This is a genomic window from Xenorhabdus indica (assembly GCF_014467235.1).
GTDB lineage: Bacteria > Pseudomonadota > Gammaproteobacteria > Enterobacterales > Enterobacteriaceae > Xenorhabdus > Xenorhabdus indica.
The window spans coordinates 74,097-99,366 of sequence record NZ_NKHP01000017.1; the positions used below are offsets into that span (position 1 = coordinate 74,097).

Genomic DNA, 25,270 nt, shown 5'->3' on the forward strand with positions numbered 1-25,270 from the left:
CCTTAAAAATCAATTTAGTTAGCAAAAGGATCTTCCGGGTAAGGGAAATGTTCTGCTTTTAGTGGAGGCGTATTGTAAAACGATTGCAGCGCATGAATAAAGTGTGCTGCACGTGTGGGTATTTCGTTTTCAAGATATGCCATTACTTGCGCATGAACTTTCTGCTGAAAAGTAAAGCGATCCGGCTCAAAATCGCCGTCCAAATTATCGCAACTAATGTTGAAAGGAAAACCAGCAGCTACACAGAATAACCATTCTAATGCTTGTGGCTTAACTTCGACTTTCTCGAACTCCGCTTGAGTCTGGGCATCACGACCGTCAGGGCAATACCAGTAACCAAAATCAACCAATTTACGACGCTCTTTACCCGCAATACACCAATGCGAAATTTCGTGCAATCCACTGGCGTAAAAACCATGAGCAAACACAACCCGATTATAAGCTACCTCTTCATCCGCGGGCAGATAAACCGGCTCATTATCACCTTTTATCAAACGGGTGTTATAGTCATCGCTAAAACAATTATCAAAAATTTCAATCAGTTGTTGATAGTGATATCCAGCCATGTATTAATACAATATCCTCAAAATAATAGCCTAAAATCAAAAATAAAATGCCAGCCAGGAACGGATGGTATCACCGTGTTGATCATGGAGAAGCTTGATACTCATTAGAAAAGAGATAGTCACCAGCATTGGGCGGATTAACTTTTGCCCCCTGCTCAATACTAAACCAGCGCCTAAACGGGCACCAATCATCTGGCCGGTCAGCATGACAAAACCGAGCAGCCATAAAACCTGCCCGCCAAGAATAAAGAAACCTAATGCACCGAGATTGGCTGCGCAGTTTAACACTTTTGCATGTGCTGTTGCCTTAGCCAGATTGTAACCACAGAGCATTACGTAAGAGAGTGCCAGAAAAGAACCTGTTCCCGGCCCGAATACACCATCATAAAAACCTATCCCGCCTCCCGCAAGACAGCCAAAAGCTATCGGCCCCAAACGACGTTGTCGATCTTCTGCACCAATATTAGGTACTAGCAGAAAGTAAAAGCCGATAATCATCACTAATATAGGCAGGACGTAACGCAATAAATCGGGTGATACAAACTGAACCAGCAATGCTCCCGACATACCGCCTAGCACAGTCATAGCAATGGAAAATCGCTGAGAACGCAGGTTCACTATACCACGACGGATAAAATACAGGCTGGCAGATAACGAACCACCTACAGATTGAAGTTTTCCTGTTGCTAATGCCTGAACCGGAGAAACACCTGCTGATAATAGAGCAGGAATCGTCAATAATCCGCCTCCACCTGCTATAGAATCGATAAAACCCGCAACCAGAGCAACCAAAAAGAGAAAACCATAAACTTCTGGACCCAGTAATGACCATTCCATTATTTATTTCACCAGAAAATTACTTACCTGTTCATCAGGAGATCTTTTGGCATCGTTCGACGCTTATATCTCGGAAAATATATCCTGAAAAATATAGCTCGAAAAAACTGTTACCGATTTACCAGCTCGGAAGTATAGATGTGACATCGGCACACTGCGCTCTCTGACGCAACAGGTGATCCATCAGTACAATCGCCATCATAGCCTCTGCAATAGGAACCGCCCGAATGCCAACACAAGGGTCGTGTCGACCGCGCGTCACCATTTCTACCTCTTCGCCCTGACGATTAATGGTCTTACCCGATACCATAATGCTGGATGTCGGTTTCAGAGCAATATGGGCGATAATTGGCTGGCTGCTGCTGATCCCCCCCAGAATGCCACCCGCATGGTTGCTGATAAAACCTTGTGAAGTGATTTCATCCCGATTTTCACTGCCACGTAAGTTAACAACGCCGAAACCGTCACCAATTTCAACTCCTTTCACCGCATTAATGCTCATCAAAGCATGGGCAATATCTGCATCCAAACGATCAAAAACCGGTTCTCCCAATCCTGCTGGCACATTTTCAGCAATCACCGTCACCTTAGCACCAATGGAATCCCCCTCTTTTTTCAGGGTACGCAATAGCTCATCAAGTTGAGTTAGTTTACTTTCATCAGGGCAAAAAAACGGGTTCTGCTCAACGAACTCCCAATCTTTCAATTCACAATGAATATTTCCCATCTGGGTCAAGCAGGCACGGATACGGATACCATGCTTTTCAAACAAGTATTTTTTTGCAATCGCACCAGCAGCAACACGCATCGCAGTTTCACGAGCAGATGAACGGCCACCACCACGATAATCACGCAATCCATATTTTTGCTCATAGGTATAATCTGCATGACCGGGGCGAAAAACGTCTTTAATCGCACTGTAATCTTGTGAACGTTGATCGGTGTTCTCAATTAATAAACCAATACTGGTTCCTGTTGTCACACCTTCAAAAACGCCAGAAAGAATTCGTACCTGATCAGGTTCACGGCGCTGTGTAGTGTAGCGGGAAGTTCCCGGACGACGTCTGTCTAAATCAATTTGCAAATCGGCTTCTGTAATGGCAATACCCGGCGGAACACCATCAACAATACACCCCAATGCAACCCCGTGAGATTCACCAAATGTAGTGATTCGGAAAAACTGCCCAATACTGTTTCCTGCCATTCCTATCCTGCCGTTATTTCTTATGCGTTAAAGATGTGTGTTAATGATTTGATATTGGCTAACAATAACCTAACCAATGGTTAAAGCCTAATTGATTTCATCAACTTTATTTAAATTAAATTGATGAAAAAACGCTTTAACCATCAGCACAATGGCAAAATATTAGTCTTTAAATAGACAGAAATATTCGTGATATTCGGTCAATTGTTTGCGTGTGAGCATAAAAACACCATCACCACCATGCTCAAACACCAACCATGTGAATGGTACATAAGAGTATTGTTCAATCAAATGAATCATGCTGTTACCCACTTCACATATCAACACCCCTTCTTCGGTGAGAAAATCCGGTGCCGTGGCAAGAATACGACGGGCCAGATCTAACCCATCACATCCTGCTGCCAGTCCCAACTCTGGCTCACGGTGGAACTCATCTGGCAGATCACTCATATCTTCCTCATCCACATAAGGCGGATTGGTAACAATCAGATCGTATTTCATCGGAGGCATATCACGGAATAAATCTGACTGAATCGGTATGACACGGTGTAAAAGCCCATGATTTTCAATATTGTGCTCAGTAACGGCCAAAGCATCAGCAGAAATATCAACCGCATCAACTTCCGCTTCCGGGAAGGCATGAGCACAAGCAATTGCAATACAGCCACTTCCTGTGCACAAATCAAGAATGGCGGAAGGTTCCTGTGGGAGTAACCCGGCAAACTGAGTGTTAATCAACTCACCAATTGGCGAACGTGGCACCAAAACTCGCTCATCAACATAAAATTCATGCCCACAGAACCATGCCCGGTTAGTCAAATAAGCAACAGGAATACGCTCATTGATACGGCGCAAAACCCGCTCAACAATACGATGGCGCTCTGTGGTTGTCAGGCGGGCTGTCATCATATTTTCTGGGATATCCAGAGGCAGGTACAGTGTTGGAAGAACCAATTGCAAAGCTTCATCCCACGGGTTATCTGTTCCATGTCCATAATAGATGTTGGCTGCACTGAAACAACTGGTTGTCCAACGCAGCATATCCTGAATGGTATGCAGCTCTGCCACGGTTTCATCTACGAAAATCTTATCCACAAGTACCTCTAAACCACAAAAATGTCATTAGTGCGTTAGTTTGCCATGATCCATGCTACAAATCAGCAACCTGAATGTGCGAATTATTTTAAGCTCAGAGACTCATGTAAGCGTAACAAAAACACAAAAACCACCCTGCGTTAACAGGATGGTTTTTATCGGCGTTATCCATTTTGTTTATCAGCTAGTTTTTTCACCCGATTTTTTTACCCATAAGAAATAACTGACAGTCAGTAGCACAATCCACACGATTCCCACAAACAATGCGACACGCGTATTGGGGAAATAGCCCAGTACCATGATGATAAATGCCATAAATGCCATTGTCAGAGCCGGCGCTATTGGCCACAATGGAACCGGAAATTTAAGCTGTTTAGCCTCTTCTGTCGGCATTTTCCGGCGCATCATATATTGTGACAACAAAATCATCAGCCATACCCACACTGTGGCAAATGTTGCAATGGAAGCAATAATGATAAAGATTTGTTCAGGCAACAGATAGTTCAAAACAACACCGATTAACAAAATGACTGACATTGCCAATACCGTGATCCACGGTACTCCATGTTGAGTCAGTTTGGTGAAAGAAGCAGGAGCCTGTTTTTCCTGCGCCATGCCATACATCATTCTCCCTGCGCCAAAAATATCACTGTTAATCGCTGAAATGGCGGCTGTAATAACGACAATATTCAGGATATTGGCTGCGGAGTTAATCCCCAGACTGGAGAAGATCTGGACAAACGGGCTGCCATTCTGACCAACTTGATCCCACGGATAAATACACATCAGCACGAATAAAGTAAGAATATAAAATAGCAAAATGCGTAGCGGCACCGCATTAATTGCCCGTGGAATGGATTGTGCCGGATTTTTCGCTTCACTGGCGGTAATACCGATAACTTCAATACCTCCAAATGCGAACATGACAACGGTAAATGAAGCTATCACTCCTGCAATCCCATTCGGCATAAAACCACCGTGTTCCCACAAATTTGATAACCCGGTAACATGACCTGCTTCCTGACCAAATCCATACATCATAATCGCGAAGCCACCGATAATCATGGCAACAATCGCTGTGACTTTAATGATAGAAAGCCAAAACTCCATTTCACCAAACACTTTGACATTGCACAGATTTATCGCCCCGATGAAAAAGACGATGCCGAGAACCCAAATCCATTGGTCAACATGGGGAAACCAAAGTTTCATATAGAGGCCAAATGCGGTGACATCTGCCAGACAGACAACCAACATTTCAAATACATAAGTCCATCCAGTCAAAAAACCCGCCAATGGCCCCAGATAGTGATTGGCATAATGGGAAAAAGAACCCGGCACGGGGTTATGGACAGCCATTTCCCCCAATGCACGCATAACCATAAAAACTGCCGCACCACCAATAGCGTATGCCAACAATACCGCAGGCCCTGCTGCTTGAATGGCTCCCGCAGAACCATAAAAAAGCCCAGTACCAATCGCCGACCCCAGTGCCATAAACCGAATGTGACGAACACTTAACCCACGCTTGAGTTGTGAGATGTTTTGCATGATTTATCCCTATTTTCTTTTATTATTAGATGTGAAAGATAAATACAACGATAAGGCCGGAGAACCGGCCTAAAAACGATTTAATTTATGTGGTTTTTCAGAATATTATTATTCGACAGGATCGTACCAGTCGGCAGCAGTGCAGAAAGTTGCTGCTCTGCTAACAATTGAATAGCTGTTTCAATGTCTGGTGAGAAAAAACGATCTTTATCGTAATGTGTTACTTTCTCACGCAGAATATGGCGGGCTTTTTCCAGAATCGGGCTACTCGTCAAACCTGCACGAAAATCCACCCCCTGACAAGCCGTCAACCACTCAATCGCCAGAATTCCCCTGACGTTATCCGTCATTTCCCACAAGCGGCGACCTGCTGCTGGCGCCATTGAGACATGATCTTCCTGATTCGCTGAGGTCGGCAGGCTATCAACACTGGAAGGATGTGCCAGTGCTTTATTTTCACTTGCCAGCGCTGCCGCGGTTACTTGAGCAATCATAAAACCGGAATTAACACCGCTGTTTTTGACCAGAAACGGGGGCAACTGAGACATATTGCTATCCATCAGCAGAGCAATCCTGCGTTCTGACAACGCGCCGATTTCCGCCAAAGCGATAGCCAGATTATCCGATGCCATTGCGATAGGCTCTGCATGGAAGTTACCACCAGAAATCACTTCATCCTGTTCAGTAAAGACCAGTGGATTGTCAGAAACAGCATTAGCCTCAACCATAATGACATCAGCAGCATAGCGGATTTGGGTCAAACAAGCTCCCATTACCTGTGGCTGACAACGTAACGAGTAAGGATCCTGCACTTTCGGGCAGTTTTCGTGCGAGGCAGAAATGTTACTTTGTTCTTCCAATACAAAACGGTATAAAGCTGCAACATCAATTTGCCCTTGCTGTCCACGCACCTCATGAATGCGAGCATCAAATGGCTTACGGGAACCCAAGGCTGCTTCAACAGATAAGGCACCACAAACAATGGCAGATGCAAGTAACTCTTCTGCCGCAAAAAGCCCTTTCAAAGCAAATGCAGTTGAGGTTTGTGTACCGTTAAGTAGTGCCAGCCCCTCTTTTGCCACCAGTTGAATGGACTTAAGTCCCGCTTTTGCCAGAGCTTCTTTTGCCGGCAACCATTCACCACGATAACGGGCTTTGCCCTCTCCCAACAATAACAGACTCATATGCGCCAGTGGAGCCAAATCACCAGAAGCGCCGACCGAGCCTTTACTTGGAATGCAAGGGTAAACTTCGGCATTTACCAATGTTACCAGTGCCTGAATAACTTCCAAACGAATACCGGAATAACCACGAGCCAGACTATTGATTTTCAATACCATAATTAACCGGACGATTTCATCCGATAAAGGCTCACCAACACCTGCTGCATGTGACATTACGATAGCGCGTTGCAACTCTTCCAAATCTTGCTCTGCAATTCGGGTATTTGCCAACAAACCGAAACCCGTATTAATTCCATATGCGGTTCTGTTTTCGCTGATAATACGGTTAACACATTCAACACTGCTCTCAATAGCCGGGAAGCATTGTGCATCCAAAGTTATCTGTACCGGATGCTGATAAACATGGCGTAACTCTTCAAGCGTCATTTTTCCCGGATGAATAGTCATATGTTTCATATCAATAACGCTCCTTATTTTATTTCTGCTGCTTTTGTTTCAAATGATGAGCCTTCTACTGCTTGTGTATTCAGCATGGGTAGATTCAATCCCTGCTCTTTTGCACATTGAACCGCCAGTTCATAACCCGCATCAGCATGACGCATGACACCCGTCGCTGGATCATTGTGCAGTACCCGGGCAATACGTTCTGCTGCGTCATCCGAACCATCACAAACAATGACCATGCCTGAATGTTGAGAAAATCCCATGCCAACACCACCACCGTGGTGCAAAGATACCCAAGTTGCACCACTGGCTGTATTTAATAGCGCATTGAGTAATGGCCAGTCAGAAACAGCATCAGAACCATCTTTCATTGATTCCGTTTCACGGTTAGGGCTTGCCACTGAACCTGAATCCAGATGATCACGTCCAATCACGATTGGTGCTGAAAGTTCGCCATTACGTACCATTTCATTAAATGCCAAGCCCAACTTAGCCCGATCTCCCAGACCTACCCAACAAATGCGGGCAGGCAAGCCCTGGAAGCTAATACGTTCCCGTGCCATATCCAGCCAACGATGCAAGTAGGTATCATCTGGCAACAGTTCTTTTACTTTGGCATCGGTTTTGTAGATATCTTCAGGATCACCGGAAAGAGCAGCCCAACGGAAAGGCCCAATCCCGCGACAAAAGAGTGGACGAATATAAGCAGGCACAAAACCGGGGAAATCAAAAGCATGTTCAATACCCATTTCTTTTGCCATTTGTCGGATATTATTGCCGTAATCAAAAGTGGGAATCCCCTGTTTCTGGAAAGCCAACATCGCTTCAACATGTACTGCCATTGAGGCTCTCGCAGCCTGAATCACCACTTCTGACTCTGTTTCGGCACGGCGACAATATTCTTCCCATGTCCAACCCGCTGGCAGATAACCATGTAATGGATCATGGGCGCTGGTTTGGTCTGTTACCATATCAGGACGAACACCGCGGCGAACTAACTCCGGTAAAATTTCTGCTGCGTTACCGCACAGTGCTATCGATACCGCTTTACCTTCCTCGGTGTAACGCCTAATACGTGCCAGTGCGTCATCCAAATCAGTTGCTTGCTCATCCACATATTTAGTACGCAGACGAAAATCAATACGGCTTTGCTGACATTCAATATTGAGTGATGACGCCCCCGCCAACGTTGCTGCCAAAGGTTGTGCACCACCCATGCCACCTAAACCGGCAGTCAATACCCAACGACCTGTCAGATTACCGTTATAATGCTGGCGCCCGGCTTCAACAAATGTCTCATAAGTGCCTTGTACAATCCCTTGACTACCGATGTATATCCAGCTACCGGCTGTCATCTGGCCATACATTGCTAACCCTTTGGCATCCAGTTCATTAAAGTGTTCCCACGTTGCCCAATGTGGAACCAAATTTGAGTTTGCTATCAATACACGAGGCGCATTCTCATGGGTTTTGAAAACCCCGACAGGCTTACCTGATTGCACCAGTAATGTTTCGTTATTCTCCAGATTTTTCAGAGTCTCAACGATTTTTTCATAACATTGCCAATTTCTGGCTGCACGACCAATTCCACCATAAACCACCAGCTCATGAGGATTTTCTGCTACGTCAGGATCAAGATTATTCATCAACATACGGAGCGGTGCTTCCGTTAACCAACTTTTTGCTGTGAGTTGCGTTCCTCTGGGAGCACGAATGACCGCGTTACTGAATTTATTATTTTGCATTGTCACGGTTTTTTCCTTTTTCACCTTTATGAAAATTTATTAACTGTATAGTTGTATATACATGTATATTCAATAGGCAAAAATGTGACGAAGATAAAGTCAATAATTTTGTGTGATTTCTTTTATTAGGAAGATCAATAAGATGATAATGATTTATTTTCAGGCTGGCAGAAGCATATTTTTGCTGGTTTTGTGTTTTATATCACATATTATTTACATTATTGTTACAACGGTCTTCTTTCTTTTCTCCTCTATGCATAAAGCAAAGAGGAGATGTTTTAACCAAATCATAAGCTCAGAATCACGAACTAAAACACCCTTTCAGTTTATAACGGTTACCAGGAAATAATAACTTAGCACTGGAAACAATATGCTCTTTCGACCAGGTTCGTCGGCTGATCAACAAACAGGGCGTGTTTTCTTCTATTTGCAGCAAACGGCAAGAGCGAGCATCACCTGCAACCGCTTCTACAATGTGCTCTCCTTCCGTAAGAGGAGCGACTATCGATAAATAATCATGAGCAGTTTGCTGACTGAAATCCTGCCGCAGATACTCTGGCACCGCCAACGCATTAACATAACGGTCTTCAATTTGTACAGGAATATCATTTTCATAATGAACAATAATTGAATGATAAATAAGTGTGCCAATCTCGATTGCCAACTCTGCGGCCTGAGTCATATTAGCCATCACTTCTGCAAGTTTCAGTACCTTGCAACTGTGTCGGTGGGAACGAGCCTCAATTTCAGCAGCAATACTGTGTATTTCAAATAAGGCAGATTGTCCTTTAGGCTCTGCAACAAATGAACCCACCCCCTGCAAACGGAACAGAAACCCTTCTGCTGTCAGCTCCCGCAATGCCCTGTTTGCTGTCATACGACTACAGTTAAATTGTTTAACTAATTCAGATTCCGAAGGAACCCTATCATGCGGTTTCCACTCCCCTGTATAGATTTTTTCAACAATGGCTTGTTTAACTTTTGCGTACAGAGGCACAGGCTTAGCCGCTTTATCTGATAAATCAATGGTCACAATAAATTCCTTCTTACTCCTATCTATTTTAAGAATTATTTATTTCATGAATTATCCATTCCACCAATGCACTAATTGCCATGCGAGACGGGCCGCTGCTTTACCGCCCATACCCTGAATATCATACAATGGATTAAGCTCAACTAAATCAATAGCCTGCAATTTCTTACTCTGACAAATGGGTTGAATCAATGATAATAAGCGCTCTAATGGAACACCCAACGCAGCCGGAGCCGATACTGATGGCATTTGCCAGATTGGCAACACATCCAAATCAATAGTCATGTATATGATTTCAACCTGATTAATAATATCTTGTATTTGTTGCTGTACCTTATCCAACATGGAGTCAATACATTGAGTATCCCAAATAATTGTGACATCAAGGTGATTAGCTTCGTCTAATAAAGCCTGCGTATTTGAGGCCAGACTGGCACCTATACAAGTGTAATTAAATGGACGTTGTTGCTGATGACAATAATCAGCAAGCTGACGAAACGGGGTTCCCGATGTGGGTTGTGGCGCATTCCGCAGATCAAGATGCGCATCAAAGTTAATAATCCCTACCCGTTGAGTTGGAAACGCACGATAAATCCCCATGCCATGAGCAAATGCCGTTTCATGTCCGCCTCCAAAAATTAACGTCCGCATTTTCTGATTCTGACACTCATAGACAGCATCACTCAGAGCGCTCTGGGCTTCACTTAATTGTCCGCTATGAGCTTGGATATTACCCAAATCCACTAGCCATTCATGCCCATCATGACTCGCCATATTTGCCAATGACTGGCGCAGATATTCAGGCCCTAATTTAGCTCCCGGTCGCCCTTGGTTAAGTTTTACCCCTTCATCACATTCAAATCCCAATAATGCAATATGATGCGGAAATTGTTCTGGAGAGAAACGGGTGGGTTGTTTTATCGTCTGGAATATCCGTAATGCGTTATTTGCTTCCGCGAGATCATTCCGTCCTTGCCAAATGTTTTCTGATGTCGGATGCCATAATTTCATGTTATATCCCTCACTATTATTTATTGTTCTCTAGATAATGTATTGTTTTCCAAGTGATACTGTTTATGAATCACGATGTATAGAGCTATGCGTGATTGTTCCACGATAAACACGGTAAACTAATGGGTTATGTCCAAGTTCATACAATATATCAACGGGTTCCTGAGCATCCCAGACAACAAAATCAGCCATATAACCTGCAGTTAATTGACCGTGGCTATCTGCCCGCCCTAATGCACGTGCCGCATGGATAGTCACTCCCTGCCATACCTCTTCTGGTGTTAAACCAAACTGGACACAGGCCATATTCATCATCATACGCAAAGATGTAAAAGGGCTGGTTCCCGGATTAAAATCCGTCGAAATGGCCATCGGTACACGATATTGACGCAATAAAGCAATAGGAGGGCGTTTAGTCTCTCTCAGAAAATAAAATGCTCCCGGCAATAATACGGCGACAGTTCCACTGCGGCTGATCGTTTCAACGCCTCTTTCATCCAGATATTCAATATGATCAACGGATAATCCTTGATAATCTGCCACTAATTCAGAGCCGCCTAAATTAGAAAGCTGCTCTACATGGCCCTTGATGGGAATATTGAGTTTTTTGGCTGCGTCAAAGACCCGTTTAGTTTGTTGGAGACTAAATCCAACGGTTTCACAAAAAACATCTACAGACTCAAATAACTGCTTTTGCCAAAGAGCAGGAAGAATGGTATCGCAAACTAAATCGATATAAGCATCAGGATTATGTTTATATTCAGAAGGAACTGCATGAGCTGAGAGTAAAGTCGGACTGATTTCAACGGAGTTCTTTTGCTTTAGTGTTTGAATAACTTTCAGTTGTTTTTCTTCATTTTTCAGATCTAATCCATAACCCGATTTCATCTCAATTGTCGTTACACCTTCAGATATTAAAGCATTAAGTCGCTTTTGAGCGGCAATTTCCAATTGTTGGGCTGAACTTTGTCTGGTTGCATTGACTGTAGCATTAATTCCACCACCTTTAGCACTGATTTCTTCATAAGAAGCGCCATTCAAACGCTGTTCCCATTCCGATGCCCGATTGCCACCAAAAACCAAGTGTGTATGGCAATCTATCAGGCCGGGAGTGATTAATCGTTGCTCTGCATCAATCACCTTACAACGATTAGCTGGCACACTTTCTGTTGGTAAAATCGCCAGAATTTTTTCATCCCGTATGATCAAATCATGTCGTTCCAGCATACCATAATTGTGTTTGCCATCTATGTTGCTGATTATAGGGTTCATTGTGGCAAGTCTGGCATTACGCCAAATAATATCGCTATCTTTCAGTCCAATTGACATTAGTTTCTCTCCGTTACTTTTTTCTTGTCAATATCAGCCCGTATGTTGTATATACATTTATTTTATAACCAAAAAATTTTGTCAATCCATTTTATGAATCAAGGAGCAATTGTGAATTTTTTGGATGAAATTCTTAATGATAAAAATATATTAGATCTTATTAAATCACCTAAAGCAGCCTGTTTTAGATGTGCCGATTATGTCAGTGAATATCTTCATCGAGTACATATACCCCATCGGGCAATTGGCGTATTCATCTGGCGCGGCGTGGACGATAGTTGCCCTACGACTCATCTTGTTATTGAAGCTTACCATCAAAGCCAGAGAATTATAATTGATCCTACTATCACACAGTTCAAGAATTCTGAATTGTTCTACAAAACAATAGAACCCTTTTTTGGCAAAAGGGAAGAATGGCAATACCACTTAAACAATATTTTTTTAAATAAGCTCATTATCTTAAAAGAATACCCTTCAAGTCATTTGGCTAAAAATTCTATGGATAACTTTCTTTTCGCCCTGCCTTCTGATTTCAAAAACGACATTCATATCAATAAACCAATGTGGTACGAAAGATTAACCCAAAATCCTGCGCTCTGGGAAAAGCACGATCAAAATACGATCAATAGTTTTTTCCCCAGCACCAGAGAAAAGAAACATGTTCTACAAGCTCTTCAAAAAAGATTAAAACATTGGCAAGCCATTTTGAAGAAAACAACAAATAACCACTAAATATACATGGTTATATTATGTAATAGCATTTAAGCAAAATGATAGAAAATCAGGTACACTGACCAAAAGTTGTTAATAAAATTAGTATGTAATGAAGAAGAAAATAACATTAAGTGAAGAAGACATCAGCCTATTTAGAACGTCTGTTGCAGGAACCCGTCGTATTGCTCAAGATAAAGTCTTACATTCCCCCAGAAGAAAAAAAATCGGCCAGATTGCTCCTGAGCGTCTGATGCAAGAACAGGTCGATGCCAGTTACTATTTTTCTGATGAGTTCCAGCCCAATCTCGATATGGAAGGCCCGACCCGTTATGTACGTGAAGGTGCCAATCATTATGAGCTGAAGAAATTACGGCGAGGAGATTATCCCCCTGAATTTTTTCTGGATTTGCACGGATTAACTCAGTTGCAGGCTAAACAAGAAATTGGGGCTTTGATAGCCGCCTGCCGCCGTGAAAACGTCTATTGTGCCTGTATTATGCATGGTCACGGCAAACATATTCTTAAGCAACAAACACCATTATGGCTCGCTCAACATCCCGATATCATTGCTTTTCATCAAGCTCCCAAAGAGTGGGGAGGAAACGCTGCATTGCTCATTTTGGTAGAACAGGATGAGTTTATACAGCGCTAAATGTGAACTCTGCCTTTGATCAACCAGGCTTTTGTCATTTATTGCTTATCACTAATATTGTTTGTCACTAAGTGTGCTGGAGAGGTTTGCCATAATAGGCAGCCTTTCGCTGTCTGGTGATCCCACTCCACACAAGCAATACCGGATGTTGTAAACATAGGCGGAGTTTGTACAGGGCAAAGTTCAGATACTAAATAACCAACCAAAGGTAAATGGGAAACTAACAATACTGCTTTTTTTCCCTGAATTGCCAAAACTTGTAAGTAGCTCGCTACCAGTGCCGCATCACCCGATGGTGTTAACTCCTCTAACACCTCCTCACTATCAGGCAATGTCAAGCTCTCACGAACGACTTTCAGAGTCTGCCCTGCCCGGATATAAGGACTGACTAAGACACAATCGATATCAGGCAACTGTTGCGCAAGCCAAAGAGCCATTTTTTGTGATTCCTGACAACCACGTGGTGTTAATTCTCGCATTGCATCGCTGATTGAGTCGAAAGCGGCATCACCGTGACGCATAATAAAAACGAACATAATTCACCGTTGAGTTAAATTTTAAATTACACCGCTTTTAGGTAATTAATTATATGAAAATAAAACCATATTATTGATATACACTTTAACAGAAGGACATCAATTAGGATTGATAAGCATTCTGCCTCAAAATAAAAACAAATAAAATCACTAAAGACGAATTATATATATCTTGTTTGGTTATTATTATTTCATTTACTCAACAAGTAAAAAATATTATAAGAATCAGAAATCATTTGGCATAAAAAATCGGCTCTTGAACTGAAAGAGCCGATATAATTTATTCCACAAAAACTATAAATTATTCATAGAATTTTTCATTCTGTTCAGCCATTTGAACCAGGCGTTCACAAGGTGCAAATCTTTCTCCATGTTGTTGCTCCAGGCGGCGTAAAATTTCCACAACGTTATTACTACCTAGTTTATCCATATAACGAAATGGCCCTCCCAGGAATGGCGGGAAGCCGATACCAAATACTGCGCCAATATCGCCATCACGGGGGCTTCGGATGATACCTTCATCCAAACAGCGAACAGCTTCATTTAACATCGGCATTAAACAACGCTGAGCAATGTCTGATGGAGATATCTTGGCGTTAGGCTTAATTTTCAACAAAGAATAGATGGAAGAGTCAACCTCTTTGCTGCTTTTTCTGAATGACCAGAATCTACTTTTTTTAACCTCGTAGGAATAAAAACCACGACCGTTTTTCTTGCCTTTACGGTTGTCATTCAATACTGCATCCAGAATTGCCGGTGGAGTAAATCGGCTACCTAATTGCTCTATCAGGACAGGAATTATTTTTGTTCCAACATCAATACCGACTTCATCCAGCAAATTGATTGGCCCAATCGGGAAACCAAAATCCACCAACGCTTTATCGATATGGTTAACAGGTTCACCTTCTACTAAACAATAACCCGCTTCATTGATATAAGGAGACAAAATTCGGTTAACATAGAACCCTGCTTTATCACCAACAACAATCGCTGTTTTACCCTGTTTTTTCGCCAGCGCTACCGCCGTCGCAATTGTTTTTTCACTGGTTCCTGCATGCGGGATCACTTCCACCAACGGCATTTTATCAACCGGACTGAAATAGTGGAGACCGATAACTTGCTCCGGACGTTTAGCAACTTCTGCAATTTGGTGAATTGGCAATGAAGAAGTGTTGGAGGCGAAAATAGTTTCCGGTTTTGTATGTGCCTCAATTTCTGAAACCATTTTACGTTTCAATACCAGATCTTCAAACACAGCTTCCACTACGATATCAGCTTGTTTAAAGCCGATATAATCAGTTGCCCCGGAAAGCAGAGACATTTGACGGGAACACTCCGACGGTTTCAAACGCCGTTGTTTGACTCGTTTAGAAAGCAGATCCCATGTATATTTAAGCGCCTGATTGATACCTTTTTCATTAATATCTTTGATACGAACAGGCAAATTACCGCGAGTGGCAGTAACGTTGGCAATTCCGCCCCCCATCAAACCACCACCCAAAATCCCCACATGTTTGATCTTAGCTGGCTGTTCTGAAGAACCCGTTTCGTTTTTTAATGAGGTAGCAGCGAAAAACAGACTGCGCAATGCTTCCGATTCTGGCGACATAGCCAGTTCACCAAATGCTTTGGCTTCCGCCTGAAAACCCGTCTTTTGCCCTTTTTCCAGTCCGGTACGAACGACATCAATAATCCGCTCTGGTGCCGGATAATGACCATGAGTTTTTGCTTGTGTTTTTTGTTGAACCATCCGAAACAACAGTGGCCTGCCCAAGGCACTTGCCAACAGACGCTGTGTCCATGCTAACGACTTACGCTTAATTATTCCTTTTTTGACATATTGAACAGCGACATCCAGCAAAATATCCAAAGGAACCGCATCATCTACAACGCCCAGGCGTTTTGCCTGATTTGCCTTCAGTTGGCGGCCTGTCAGCATCATATCCAGAGCAGAGCTGACACCTATCAGACGAGGTAATCGCTGAGTTCCCCCCGAACCGGGTAATAACCCAAGCTGCACTTCCGGTAAACCAAGACGCGTCTTATCATCCAGAGAACAAACACGTGCATGGCAGGCTAATGCTAACTCCAGCCCGCCCCCCAGACATGCACCATGAATGGCGGCAACAATCGGTAAAGAATAATTGGCAATCCGGGCAAACAATTCCTGACCTTTTTCAGCCAATTTTGTTGCTTCTTGTTGGGTTTGGCAGCCTGCGATCATAGTGATATCTGCGCCAGCGATAAATGTATCGGGTTTGCCGGATACAATTACCAAACCTTTTAAGCCGGAAACTTGTTGTGCCTTCTCAAAAACTGTCAAAAATTGTTCAACAAACTCCGCTTTCAGCGTGTTGACCTTCTCACCTGGGACATCAATCGTAATGACACCAATCTTGTCATCTCTGATAGAAAAACTGAAAACTGATTGTGTCTCTGACATAATTATTTCTTTTTCAGCCTGAGCCATCATTCTACCTCCAATACCATCGCTGCACCCAATCCACCGGCAGCACAAGCTGTTGTCAATCCAAGCCCACCACCACGACGGCGCAACTCATTCAGTGTCTGAGTCACCATTCTGGCTCCAGTCGCAGCAAACGGATGACCATAAGCAATTGAACCGCCCAATACATTGAATTTATCCATATCCACTTCGCCAATTGCCTGAGAGCGCCCTAATTTCTCGCGGGCAAACTTTTCACTGGCAAACATTTTTAAATTCGTAAGGGTTTGAGCAGCAAATGCTTCATGCATATCTATGAGCGAAAGTTCATTTAAAGTAATACCCGCTCTGTCCAACGCTAACGGCGTCGCATAAGATGGCCCCAATAGCATATCCTGCCAAACATCAATGGCTGAGAAGGCGTAACTGCGTAAATAACCTAACGGAGTCATACCAAGTTCTTTAGCCGCAGATTCACTCATCAAAATAACCGCCGCCGCACCATCCGTCAGCGGTGTACTATTGGCAGCAGTCACTGAACCATGTTTGCGGTCAAAAGCAGGGCGCAACTTAGCGTAAGAGGTGAGTTCTGAATTTTTTCGGATATTATTATCTTCCAGCAGAGATTCATGGTACGGTGGGAAATGTGCTGATATCACTTCATTACGCAATAATCCATGTTCCCAGGCTTTAGCAGCCAATACATGAGAACGGTGAGCCAATTCGTCCTGCTCTTTACGACTGATATGATAGGTTTTTGCCATTTGCTCTGCCGTATCTCCCATTCGTAACCCCGTTGAGTATTCAGCAACAGCGGGTGATACTGGCAGTAAATCTTTTAACTTCAATTTACTAAGTAATTTAAGGCGTTGCGACAAACTCTTCGCTTTGTTCATATCAACCAGCGTGCGAGCCAATGATTTGGTTACCCCGATTGGCAAGACTGAAGAAGAATCAGCACCACCCGCGATCCCCACATTCACTGTCCCAGCCATAATGCTATCTGCTACATTCGCGATTGCCTGAAAGCTGGTTGCACAGGCCCGGGAAACGCTATATGCATCTGTACTAACACTTAAGCCAGCACCTAATACAATTTCCCTTGCAATATTTGGTGCTTCCGGCATTTGAACAACTTGCCCAAAAACTAATTGATCGATCTTCTCTGGTGACAGCCCACTTCTGATGACCAACTCACTGACAACCGCTTTTCCTAGATCAACAGCCGGAATACCGTGGTAGTTAGTCGCCTGTTTCGCAAAAGGAAGGCGCAACCCACTGACAATAGCCACTCGTCCCTTTTGTTGTGCCACTTTTGTTGAAGAACGACTCATAGCAACTCCTGAAATAATCATTAACTAAATCAATTGATTAAAAATATTTACTCACCCCATAAGAGGTCAGACCTGATGGAGCATTGTTAACGCAATGCTGGAGAATAGCAAACAGGAATAAACTAAAAATGCGAGCAAGCGCAACTTTAATATATTTACAATCTACACAACTTGAACAGATAGCATGCGAGAAAAAGATAAAGAAATAATCATTGATTACCACGGATGAGAGTCAGTTTTTCCACTGCCTTAGACTACAGTGGAAAACAGTTGCCCAAAACCTTGACTCAAGAAAGAATTAACGCAATCCTAACTGGAATATCATTGCTTCTGCCTGACAACTAAGCGTAATTACGCGTAAGAACTACTGTCAGTTGCAATCCATCATCAACACAACAACAGACCAAACGGCAGTTTCTTCTGCGCACTACAACGTTTAATTACACTGTTTAATATCATTTATCTCACTATTTATTGATCTCAGCATATTAAACGGCTTTTTATTTACAATTTATCAATCTGGGTGGTCTCTTTTTTGTTAAGCAAGTCCCATTTTTGTAATCAATTTCGTCATATTTTAAAAACATTCTTGCAACACATTATGATATCGGGCCTATACTTCCCGCACTGGTCTGATTTGTCATTATGATAAACTGACTCTACAATTCCGCGCTCTCAGCTACATTGAGTAGCATGTTAAATAATAATTAAACAATGAGGTTTTGGTTATGAACCAGAAAAACCTATTTACACGTTCAGCATTAGCAGTGGCGGTTGCAATTATTTCATCTAATGCTAGTGCTGCCGGTTTTCAATTGAATGAGTATTCATCATCAGGACTAGGTCGGGCATTTTCTGGAGCAGGTGTCGTTGCAGAAGATGCTTCTGAAGGTAGCCGCAACCCTGCAGCCATGACCCTATTTGAGCGTCCATCATTTTCTGGCGGCCTTATTTACGTCAAACCAAGCGTTGATATCACGGGCCAGTCCCCGCTTAAACACAGCACTGATGCAAAAAATATTGCACCAAATGCTCCGATACCAAACCTGCATTTTATTACCCCAATCACTGAGCAATGGTTTGTTGGCGCATCAGCCACGAGTAACTTTGGCTTAGGCACAAATTTCAGCAATAACTATGCAGCAGGCTCAATTGGCGGCAAAACCTCACTCAAAACTGTAAACTTTAATCTAAGCGGTGCATATAAACTGAATGATCAGTTCAGTTTTGGTTTAGGTGTGAATGCAGTTTATGCTGATGCTGAAATTATTCGCCATATGGGTGAATTAGGGCCAGCATTAACACTGAAATATAAACAGTTACGACCAAAACTTAATATTAACATTCCTGCAACCGCAGAAGCAGCTCGTTTGGAAGGCAAAGATTGGGGTTATGGCTGGAATGCGGGCCTTCTGTACCAGTTTGATGAAAACAATCGTTATAGTTTGACTTATCGCTCGAAAGTCAAAGTAAAGTTTAAAAACGGTGATTACAGCAACGACAAACCTGTACTACTACCAGATGGGCTAGGTGGCAATACAGTTAAAGGAACGTTAGATCTGAACCTACCTGATATGTGGGAAATCTCCGGTTACAACCGTGTAGCACCTCAATGGGCAATCCACTATAGCTTCCTCTATACAGGCTGGAACGAATTTAAAGAATTGAGGGGTAAACCTAAAAACGGTAAGGGCAATGATCTATTCGAAAAACACGAAGGATTCCGTAATGCCTACCGTATTTCACTAGGAACAACTTATTATCATGACGATAACTGGACTTTCCGTACCGGTATCGCTTTCGATGAAAGTCCTGTACCAGCACAGAATCGTTCTATTTCTATCCCAGACCAAAATCGCTTCTGGCTAAGTGCGGGAACCACTTACGCATTTAATAAAGATGCTTCTGTCGATGTTGGTGTTTCCTACATGCGTGGCAAAAAAGTCCATGTGAGTGAAAAATTACCAAAAGAAGCTCAACAAGGACCTTTCAGTGCACCATATGAATTCGATTCAAAAGGAACTGCATGGCTGTTCGGTGTAGGCCTTAACTACACATTCTAATCATCTTCCATGATCTAAAAAAGGATAGCCTGAGCTATCCTTTTTTAATTTCTTTATAAAATTAGTCGATAGAATCTAGCTCATCCTGAATAGCAGCAGCATTTGGATTTTCTTCTGGTGTCAGCTTCCCGCCATTAGCCAGAAAATCGTGGCGCTGGAAATAAGCCTCACGCATCATCAGATACGGATCAGAGGAATTTTTCATCAAGCCGTCTGAATCCAATAAACGCGCCCGGGTTTCAATGCCTTGAAATACCCATTTACCTACAGACATCCAAGGCGTGAGATAACTTAAAACAGGGTAAGTCATGTCTGCTAAATTTCCCCCCTCATCACGGGTGGTAAAACTGCCATAACCCGGTAAAACAACATAAGGGCCATAACCGACATTATAGTATCCTAGCGTACTACCAAAACGCATTGGATCCTGTTTTGCCAGTTTAGGGTTCGCCATTGAAGCAACATCAATAAGCCCTCCCATACCCAAAATAGTATTCAAAAAGAACCGATTAAAGTGCTTCGCACCTTCATTGATATCTCCACGTAGAAAGCTATTAACCATACTGGCAGGTTCTTCAAGGTTGCTCATGAAATTACCAATACCGTTTCGTGCAGGCATTGGCACATAATCACGCCAGACTACTGCGACAGGCCTTAGTACATAAGGGTCGAGAACATTATAGTTAAAGTTGAACATGGTACGGTTAAACCCTTCCAGCGGATCAGAGCGCCTTTGTTCATTCGTATTCGATGAACTCGCGCATCCCACCAGTAGCACAGCAGTAAGAGCAACCCCGCTCAGACGATACTTCATATTGTTCTCCATATGATTACTTTTTGCCATTGCCCGTTTTCGAGCATTATGCCTTTCAGCCAATAGCCGCCAATATGTTAAATATACTGCCAATTTTTCTTTAATGGTAATCAAAATAATTGGTGATTATATAGGCAAACAGTTCGTTATATCTTATCTCAGGAAAGAAAAAGAGATATACTACGCCCTGTTTTATTCGCCCTCTTAGTTAAATGGATATAACAAGCCCCTCCTAAGGGCTAATTGTAGGTTCGATTCCTGCAGGGGGCGCCAAACAAATCTCTCTCAACGTCTACCAAAGCCTCCAACCCCCATAAAAATAAAGCTATAGCGGGAAACTCTAATCCCTCGAAGTCTACAACCGTCTTCCTAAATCTCTACAATTTGTTGTATAGTTTTTTGTATAGAAATTCCCTATACATTGGCGGATGGCAACGGGCTATCTTTGTTAATTGATACCAATGGTTCTAAAGGCTGGCGATACCGTTATCAATTCGCGGGTAAAACTAAAATGATCTCGTTAGGTGTTTATCCGGTAGTAACGCTCACCGAGGCTGTTGTGCTTTAATAAATTCGGACATTTTGGTAAAGGAATAGAATGTAATTAAGGTGTCTTTATGAAACGAAAATCGCCCCAAAAATTTACTGATAACTTTAAAAGAGAAGCTGTCAATCTGGTTGTTGAACAGGGTTATACCGTCCCACTGGCGGCTGAAACTTTGGGTATCTCAACAAAACTCCTGTATACATGGCGAAAGCAGGCTGTGGAGCAAGCCAAACCCGGAGCGTTAACCACTGAGGAGCGACAGGAGTTATCGCAGCTTCGTAAAGAAAACAAACAGCTAAAAATGGAGAAAGAGATCTTAAAAAAGGCGAGCGCCTTCTTTGCGAGAGAACTGCTGTAAGGTGTTGGTTCATCAAAGAACATGCAGAGCAATTTCCCATTTGCCAGTGATGTCGCGTGATGAAAGTCAGTCATTCCACGTTTTATGCCTGGCAGGCAAAACCCGTTCGGCTGCTTTCCGATGAGCAACGCGCATTGCACCAAAAAGCCACCGCGCTGTTTAAAGAAAGCCGGGAAAGCTTAGGCTATCGGATGTTGGCGAAAAAATTACGCAAAGAAGGCTTTACTATCAGTGATTATCGGACCCGAAAGCTGATGAAACAGCTCGGCTTATCCGTCAGGCAGCGTAAAAGCTACCGGGCTCCACGCAAAGGGAAAGCTGTATCAACGGCCTGTAACCTGCTTAACCGGAACTTTAATCCGTTGGCCCCGAATGAAGTCTGGGCAGGCGATATTACCTATCTCAAAACGCCTGAAGGCTGGTTATACCTGGCCATCGTGATGGATTTATACTCGCTGCGGATCGTGGGATGGCAGATGTCAACGGAGATAGATACGACCCTGATCAGTCAGGCCTTAACGAAAGCGTATCACTTACGCCAGCCGTCAAAAGGCTGTGTTTTTCACAGTGATAGAGGCAGCCAATATACAAGCCAGCCATCTCGGAATCTGCTCGACAGTTATGATATGAGAGCGAGTCAGGGGGATGTGGGGGCCTGTTGGGATAATGCAGTCGTTGAACGTTTCTTTGGCAGTTTAAAACCTGATTGGCTCTTCAAAATTCATCATGAAAATCAGGCGGAGATGAAAAAAGATGTGCTGGATTATCTGCATTATTACAATTTAACGCGATTACACACGGCTAATAATGATTTAACTCCTGTGGAATATGAAATGGCCTTCGTAAAAATGTCCGATTTTTCTTGAGCAGAACAGTTTCTGATGTGGTTCTGGAACTGGACAAATGCGTACAAAAAGAAATCGTTAATAGAGTTGCGTAATTACAAAAGTCGGTATATTGTGATAAGAGTGATAGCAATGTCACACAGCTTATTAGTTTTTCTCGAATAGTGAGAAACAGTGACGTAGTATTATCACAGGTTTATTGCTTCATACATTTTGCCTCGCCATCGTGCGAGGTTTTTTGTTTTTGAGATAAAACGAGATTTATTATGATAATTATCATTCCATTGATGATTATTAATAAACTCTAAAACTTTCTTTTTATCTGATTTAAGTTATCAGCGTTGTCCTTATTTTAATATGGAATATTCAGATGTTGTGTAGGTAATATCTAATCGATGCTTGATTGAGATTAATCCATATAAATAAGGGGGATTGTTATGATAAATAAAAAAATAAGTATTCTTGCGGGATTGTTTTTATCCCTGGTTGCCGGAGCGGGTATGGCTGCGGAGGATAAGGTTACCAATACGGCTGAGACTGTATTTAGTTGTGCAAAATGGATACCCGATGGAGAGTATTTAGGGAAATTTGAAAATATAATTCGTATGAGTAAGGCTCCAAATAATCACTATTGGTTTGTTAACCAAAAAAGAAATCTTGAAGGCTGCATTCGTGTGGAAAGAGCAAGTCAAGTGCTTAATCCGGTTGTTTATGATGCTTTCCTTCAAGGGAAAACCATAACAATTAGAGTTGTTGATAAATATGTAACAGATATAAGATATTGATTTTATATCATTAACTTATTTTCAGACCTCGCTCCAGCGGGGTTTTTTGTTTTCTGGGGATACCTTCCGTTTGAACACTGGCAATTGCTGCAAGAAGGAATTGTGTCTATAATGTCGGCAACATCATACCGGATAAAGGAGGGGCAGATGAGCAACGCTAAAACGATGATAGCCACCTTCGTTGGTGCACTGTGTATTTCGCTGGCTCCGGTCCCTGCCAAGAGCGTAAACATCCCAGTTATTCCAAATATGCAGCAGCGTGATCAGGTATCTCATAACGCACCGAGTGGTTTTGTTTTTTTACCCATATCGGAAGCCTCTTCCATTTTGAGAGAGGATGCCGCCAATTTGCGCGCCGTGTTACAAAAGATGATTGCGTTACGTGAGAAAAATGGGGGCGGGCTTTTATACCCTGCATCCTTTCGCTCTAAGGTGATCAAGGCTGTGAAAAATCAAACACAGTTCATTTTTGAGCTTAAAGAGGCTATAAAAATTGCGATTACCGAAGTAACCTCGTCCGGGCAGCAACAAATCGAATCGGGCGTATCCAGTTCTCGCAAACAGCTTATTGAGTTTGGTAAAGCGGTAGCCAGTGTTGAGTTCGCTCTTCAGGATGTGCTTGCTGCCTATGAGCAGTCGAAAGCGCCGGGTAAAACGCTTGCCACAACTGGTCTTATTTCTGCTGATGATGCAAGAAAGCTAATTGAAGCTGAACATAAAAAAATTGGCCTGTCTCAATCGGTGTTTGGTCACTGATGCCTTTCAGTATTCATCCTGACGTAGAGCGTCAGAACATTGCTATTTTCTATTTAAAACTACTGAGGGAATGGAAGGTTAACCATATTCTTCCAGATGTCTTTGGTAATGAAGGTCAATGGGAAGATTGCGCTTCACTCTGCGATTCCCATGTTTACAAAATCCATATTAAGCTACCCGGTGAAAGGGCGTGGAAAGATAACAAACCACAGCTAGACAGAAAATCAAATAGTTATCTGGTTTACACCCGGCATTGGTTGAATACTGACAGCTATCAAATAATAAGCATTATGACGCCTAATGCGCATGAAATTGCGCGAACCACCTTTAAAAGCATACTCGCCCAGCGTGCAGAAGATTTCCAGAACAGCTAACCAGGCGGGGCTTTTTCATATCTACCAGTAGTCAACTCTAAGTTTACAACTCAAGCATTTCGCTGAACTCAACAAAATGGTCATGACACCATAAATTCAAGGCTGCGCATGGCGTGGCCTTTTGTGATGACTAAAATCCCCCTAAATAAGGGAGATTTCTAATTTAGCGTTGCTTGAATGTTTCATAACCACATTTTGAACACAAATACACATCCCTTTGGACGCCTAAATCGTGGAATGTAGGATCGGGTTCTGTTCTATCAAGGCTATAGTTCATCATTCCGCATTTAGGGCATTTATCACCAGGTTTCGCCTGTATGTAGGCTTCAAGTTCAGCAACACGTTGTTTTAGCTGCTCCACTTCATCGGGTACGGATTTAAGTCTTTTCCATAAAGGGATCGAATCTAACAGATTATTTAACTCGGAGAGTATTCCCATGAGTAACCTCGTTAATAAGACAATTTTAAAAGAAGATGGAATTACACTTTGTAAGCCATCGATTTATGAGCTGAATATCATATCTGACAGCGGTGAAGGTAAGGAAATACAGGTGTCACATATGGGAAATAAAATAGTGACATTTGAATTAACTACAGAGCAATGCTTATCTTTGTCCGAAATATTATCCAGATAAAACTATCCGATAACGGAATAAATTCAAGGTCGCTTAATGCCTGTCTCTTATACACAACTTTGTATCCTGCTGTTTTTTTTATATGAATTATTTTAAACTTATCGAGACAGCATTGGGAAATATTTCCTTTAAAATCAGTTGGGTATATTTATCAAATTGCGGTCATTTGCTCGTAATTTGAGATGTGACTAAAAGACAGGCTTAATGCGGCCTTTTTTATTACAGCGTATTCCGCTGATGACAAGCGACGAACGCTACAGCTTCACGTGGCAGGGCAAGACTCGTGCCCGTCAAATTGCGCAAACACCTCCGACAGGCACCTTACGCCCTTGTAAAGAAGAAAGTGTGAACTGGGATACCACGGAAAACTTGTTTATTGAGGGTGATAACCTTGAAGTGCTTAAGTTATTAC

22 protein-coding genes, 1 tRNA gene and 2 pseudogenes are annotated in these 25,270 nt (G+C 42.7%); 10 read left to right on the plus strand and 15 right to left on the minus strand.

Annotation, left to right across the window (positions count from 1 at the left end; all coding sequences use genetic code 11):
* Nucleotides 1-14 precede the first annotated feature (14 nt).
* The 10 genes from Xind_RS13620 to hutI form a co-directional block, all read right to left on the minus strand.
* Nucleotides 15-566 (minus strand): elongation factor P hydroxylase, encoded by a 552-nt coding sequence (locus tag Xind_RS13620; RefSeq protein ID WP_047678511.1) that lies wholly within the window; start codon nt 564-566, stop codon nt 15-17.
* A 36-nt stretch (nt 567-602) separates the two neighbouring features.
* Complete coding sequence (locus Xind_RS13625; protein ID WP_047678514.1) at nt 603-1,403, minus strand: sulfite exporter TauE/SafE family protein; 801 nt, start codon at nt 1,401-1,403, stop codon at nt 603-605.
* A gap of 118 nt (nt 1,404-1,521) precedes the next feature.
* Nucleotides 1,522-2,607, minus strand: a complete 1,086-nt coding sequence (gene aroC / locus Xind_RS13630; protein ID WP_047678517.1) for a chorismate synthase — start codon at nt 2,605-2,607, stop codon at nt 1,522-1,524.
* Nucleotides 2,608-2,769: 162 nt separating this feature from the next.
* Nucleotides 2,770-3,702 carry a 50S ribosomal protein L3 N(5)-glutamine methyltransferase gene (prmB, locus tag Xind_RS13635; RefSeq protein WP_187650263.1) on the minus strand — a complete coding sequence of 311 codons (933 nt, stop codon included), beginning with the start codon at nt 3,700-3,702 and terminating at the stop codon, nt 2,770-2,772.
* Nucleotides 3,703-3,882: 180 nt separating this feature from the next.
* Entirely contained in the window at nt 3,883-5,253 is a 1,371-nt protein-coding gene (locus tag Xind_RS13640; protein ID WP_187650264.1) for an amino acid permease, read from the minus strand.
* Between the two features lie 80 nt (nt 5,254-5,333).
* Nucleotides 5,334-6,893, minus strand: coding sequence for a histidine ammonia-lyase (gene hutH / locus Xind_RS13645; protein ID WP_187650265.1), 1,560 nt, complete (start codon nt 6,891-6,893; stop codon nt 5,334-5,336).
* 14 nt (nt 6,894-6,907) lie between these two features.
* Complete coding sequence (gene hutU, locus Xind_RS13650) at nt 6,908-8,632, minus strand: urocanate hydratase (RefSeq protein WP_187650266.1); 1,725 nt, start codon at nt 8,630-8,632, stop codon at nt 6,908-6,910.
* Nucleotides 8,633-8,927: 295 nt separating this feature from the next.
* Nucleotides 8,928-9,659, minus strand: coding sequence for a histidine utilization repressor (gene hutC / locus Xind_RS13655; RefSeq protein WP_047678529.1), 732 nt, complete (start codon nt 9,657-9,659; stop codon nt 8,928-8,930).
* A 51-nt stretch (nt 9,660-9,710) separates the two neighbouring features.
* A complete protein-coding gene (hutG, locus tag Xind_RS13660; RefSeq protein WP_047678532.1) occupies nt 9,711-10,670 on the minus strand; it encodes a formimidoylglutamase in 960 nt (319 codons plus the stop codon).
* A 63-nt stretch (nt 10,671-10,733) separates the two neighbouring features.
* Nucleotides 10,734-11,999: an imidazolonepropionase gene (gene hutI, locus Xind_RS13665; protein WP_047678534.1), complete on the minus strand. Its 1,266-nt coding sequence runs from the start codon at nt 11,997-11,999 to the stop codon at nt 10,734-10,736.
* A 111-nt stretch (nt 12,000-12,110) separates the two neighbouring features.
* On the opposite strand from hutI, the gene Xind_RS13670 reads away from it, so the two are divergent.
* Both Xind_RS13670 and smrB read left to right on the plus strand, forming a co-directional pair.
* Entirely contained in the window at nt 12,111-12,731 is a 621-nt protein-coding gene (locus tag Xind_RS13670; RefSeq protein ID WP_047678537.1) for a hypothetical protein, read from the plus strand.
* Nucleotides 12,732-12,822: 91 nt separating this feature from the next.
* Nucleotides 12,823-13,365, plus strand: a complete 543-nt coding sequence (gene smrB, locus Xind_RS13675; RefSeq protein ID WP_047678540.1) for an endonuclease SmrB — start codon at nt 12,823-12,825, stop codon at nt 13,363-13,365.
* A 38-nt stretch (nt 13,366-13,403) separates the two neighbouring features.
* Here smrB and sixA read toward each other — a convergent pair whose 3' ends face one another.
* The 3 genes from sixA to fadI all read right to left on the minus strand — a co-directional run bounded on the left by sixA (nt 13,404) and on the right by fadI (nt 17,681).
* A complete protein-coding gene (gene sixA, locus Xind_RS13680; RefSeq protein WP_047678543.1) occupies nt 13,404-13,901 on the minus strand; it encodes a phosphohistidine phosphatase SixA in 498 nt (165 codons plus the stop codon).
* A gap of 301 nt (nt 13,902-14,202) precedes the next feature.
* Complete coding sequence (fadJ, locus tag Xind_RS13685; protein ID WP_187650271.1) at nt 14,203-16,371, minus strand: fatty acid oxidation complex subunit alpha FadJ; 2,169 nt, start codon at nt 16,369-16,371, stop codon at nt 14,203-14,205.
* Nucleotides 16,371-17,681, minus strand: a complete 1,311-nt coding sequence (gene fadI / locus Xind_RS13690; RefSeq protein ID WP_047678545.1) for an acetyl-CoA C-acyltransferase FadI — start codon at nt 17,679-17,681, stop codon at nt 16,371-16,373. Before fadI ends, fadJ begins: the two co-directional genes overlap by 1 nt.
* Nucleotides 17,682-18,409: 728 nt before the next feature.
* Here fadI and fadL point away from each other — a divergent pair.
* Nucleotides 18,410-19,744 carry a long-chain fatty acid transporter FadL gene (gene fadL / locus Xind_RS13700; protein WP_187650267.1) on the plus strand — a complete coding sequence of 445 codons (1,335 nt, stop codon included), beginning with the start codon at nt 18,410-18,412 and terminating at the stop codon, nt 19,742-19,744.
* Between the two features lie 61 nt (nt 19,745-19,805).
* Here the strand turns inward: fadL and mlaA are convergent, their stop codons facing one another.
* Nucleotides 19,806-20,558: a phospholipid-binding lipoprotein MlaA gene (mlaA, locus tag Xind_RS13705; RefSeq protein WP_047678551.1), complete on the minus strand. Its 753-nt coding sequence runs from the start codon at nt 20,556-20,558 to the stop codon at nt 19,806-19,808.
* Nucleotides 20,559-20,756: 198 nt separating this feature from the next.
* Here mlaA and Xind_RS13710 point away from each other — a divergent pair.
* The 6 genes and pseudogenes from Xind_RS13710 to Xind_RS13735 all read left to right on the plus strand — a co-directional run bounded on the left by Xind_RS13710 (nt 20,757) and on the right by Xind_RS13735 (nt 24,223).
* Nucleotides 20,757-20,831 (plus strand) — tRNA-Arg (locus tag Xind_RS13710).
* A gap of 100 nt (nt 20,832-20,931) precedes the next feature.
* Nucleotides 20,932-21,114: pseudogene (locus Xind_RS13715) on the plus strand (Arm DNA-binding domain-containing protein); the annotation flags it as partial.
* Between the two features lie 61 nt (nt 21,115-21,175).
* Nucleotides 21,176-22,329: pseudogene (locus Xind_RS13720) on the plus strand (IS3 family transposase).
* A gap of 416 nt (nt 22,330-22,745) precedes the next feature.
* Nucleotides 22,746-23,093: a hypothetical protein gene (locus tag Xind_RS13725; RefSeq protein WP_047678560.1), complete on the plus strand. Its 348-nt coding sequence runs from the start codon at nt 22,746-22,748 to the stop codon at nt 23,091-23,093.
* A 147-nt stretch (nt 23,094-23,240) separates the two neighbouring features.
* Nucleotides 23,241-23,849: a hypothetical protein gene (locus Xind_RS13730; RefSeq protein WP_047678563.1), complete on the plus strand. Its 609-nt coding sequence runs from the start codon at nt 23,241-23,243 to the stop codon at nt 23,847-23,849.
* Nucleotides 23,849-24,223, plus strand: coding sequence for a type II toxin-antitoxin system YafO family toxin (locus Xind_RS13735; protein WP_081988930.1), 375 nt, complete (start codon nt 23,849-23,851; stop codon nt 24,221-24,223). Before Xind_RS13730 ends, Xind_RS13735 begins: the two co-directional genes overlap by 1 nt.
* Nucleotides 24,224-24,386: 163 nt before the next feature.
* Here Xind_RS13735 and Xind_RS13740 read toward each other — a convergent pair whose 3' ends face one another.
* Nucleotides 24,387-24,662, minus strand: coding sequence for a hypothetical protein (locus Xind_RS13740; protein ID WP_047678569.1), 276 nt, complete (start codon nt 24,660-24,662; stop codon nt 24,387-24,389).
* Between the two features lie 400 nt (nt 24,663-25,062).
* Between Xind_RS13740 and Xind_RS13745 the strand changes: the two genes are divergently transcribed.
* On the plus strand, nt 25,063-25,270 hold a 208-nt coding region (locus Xind_RS13745), incomplete at its 3' end, for a hypothetical protein (RefSeq protein ID WP_187650272.1).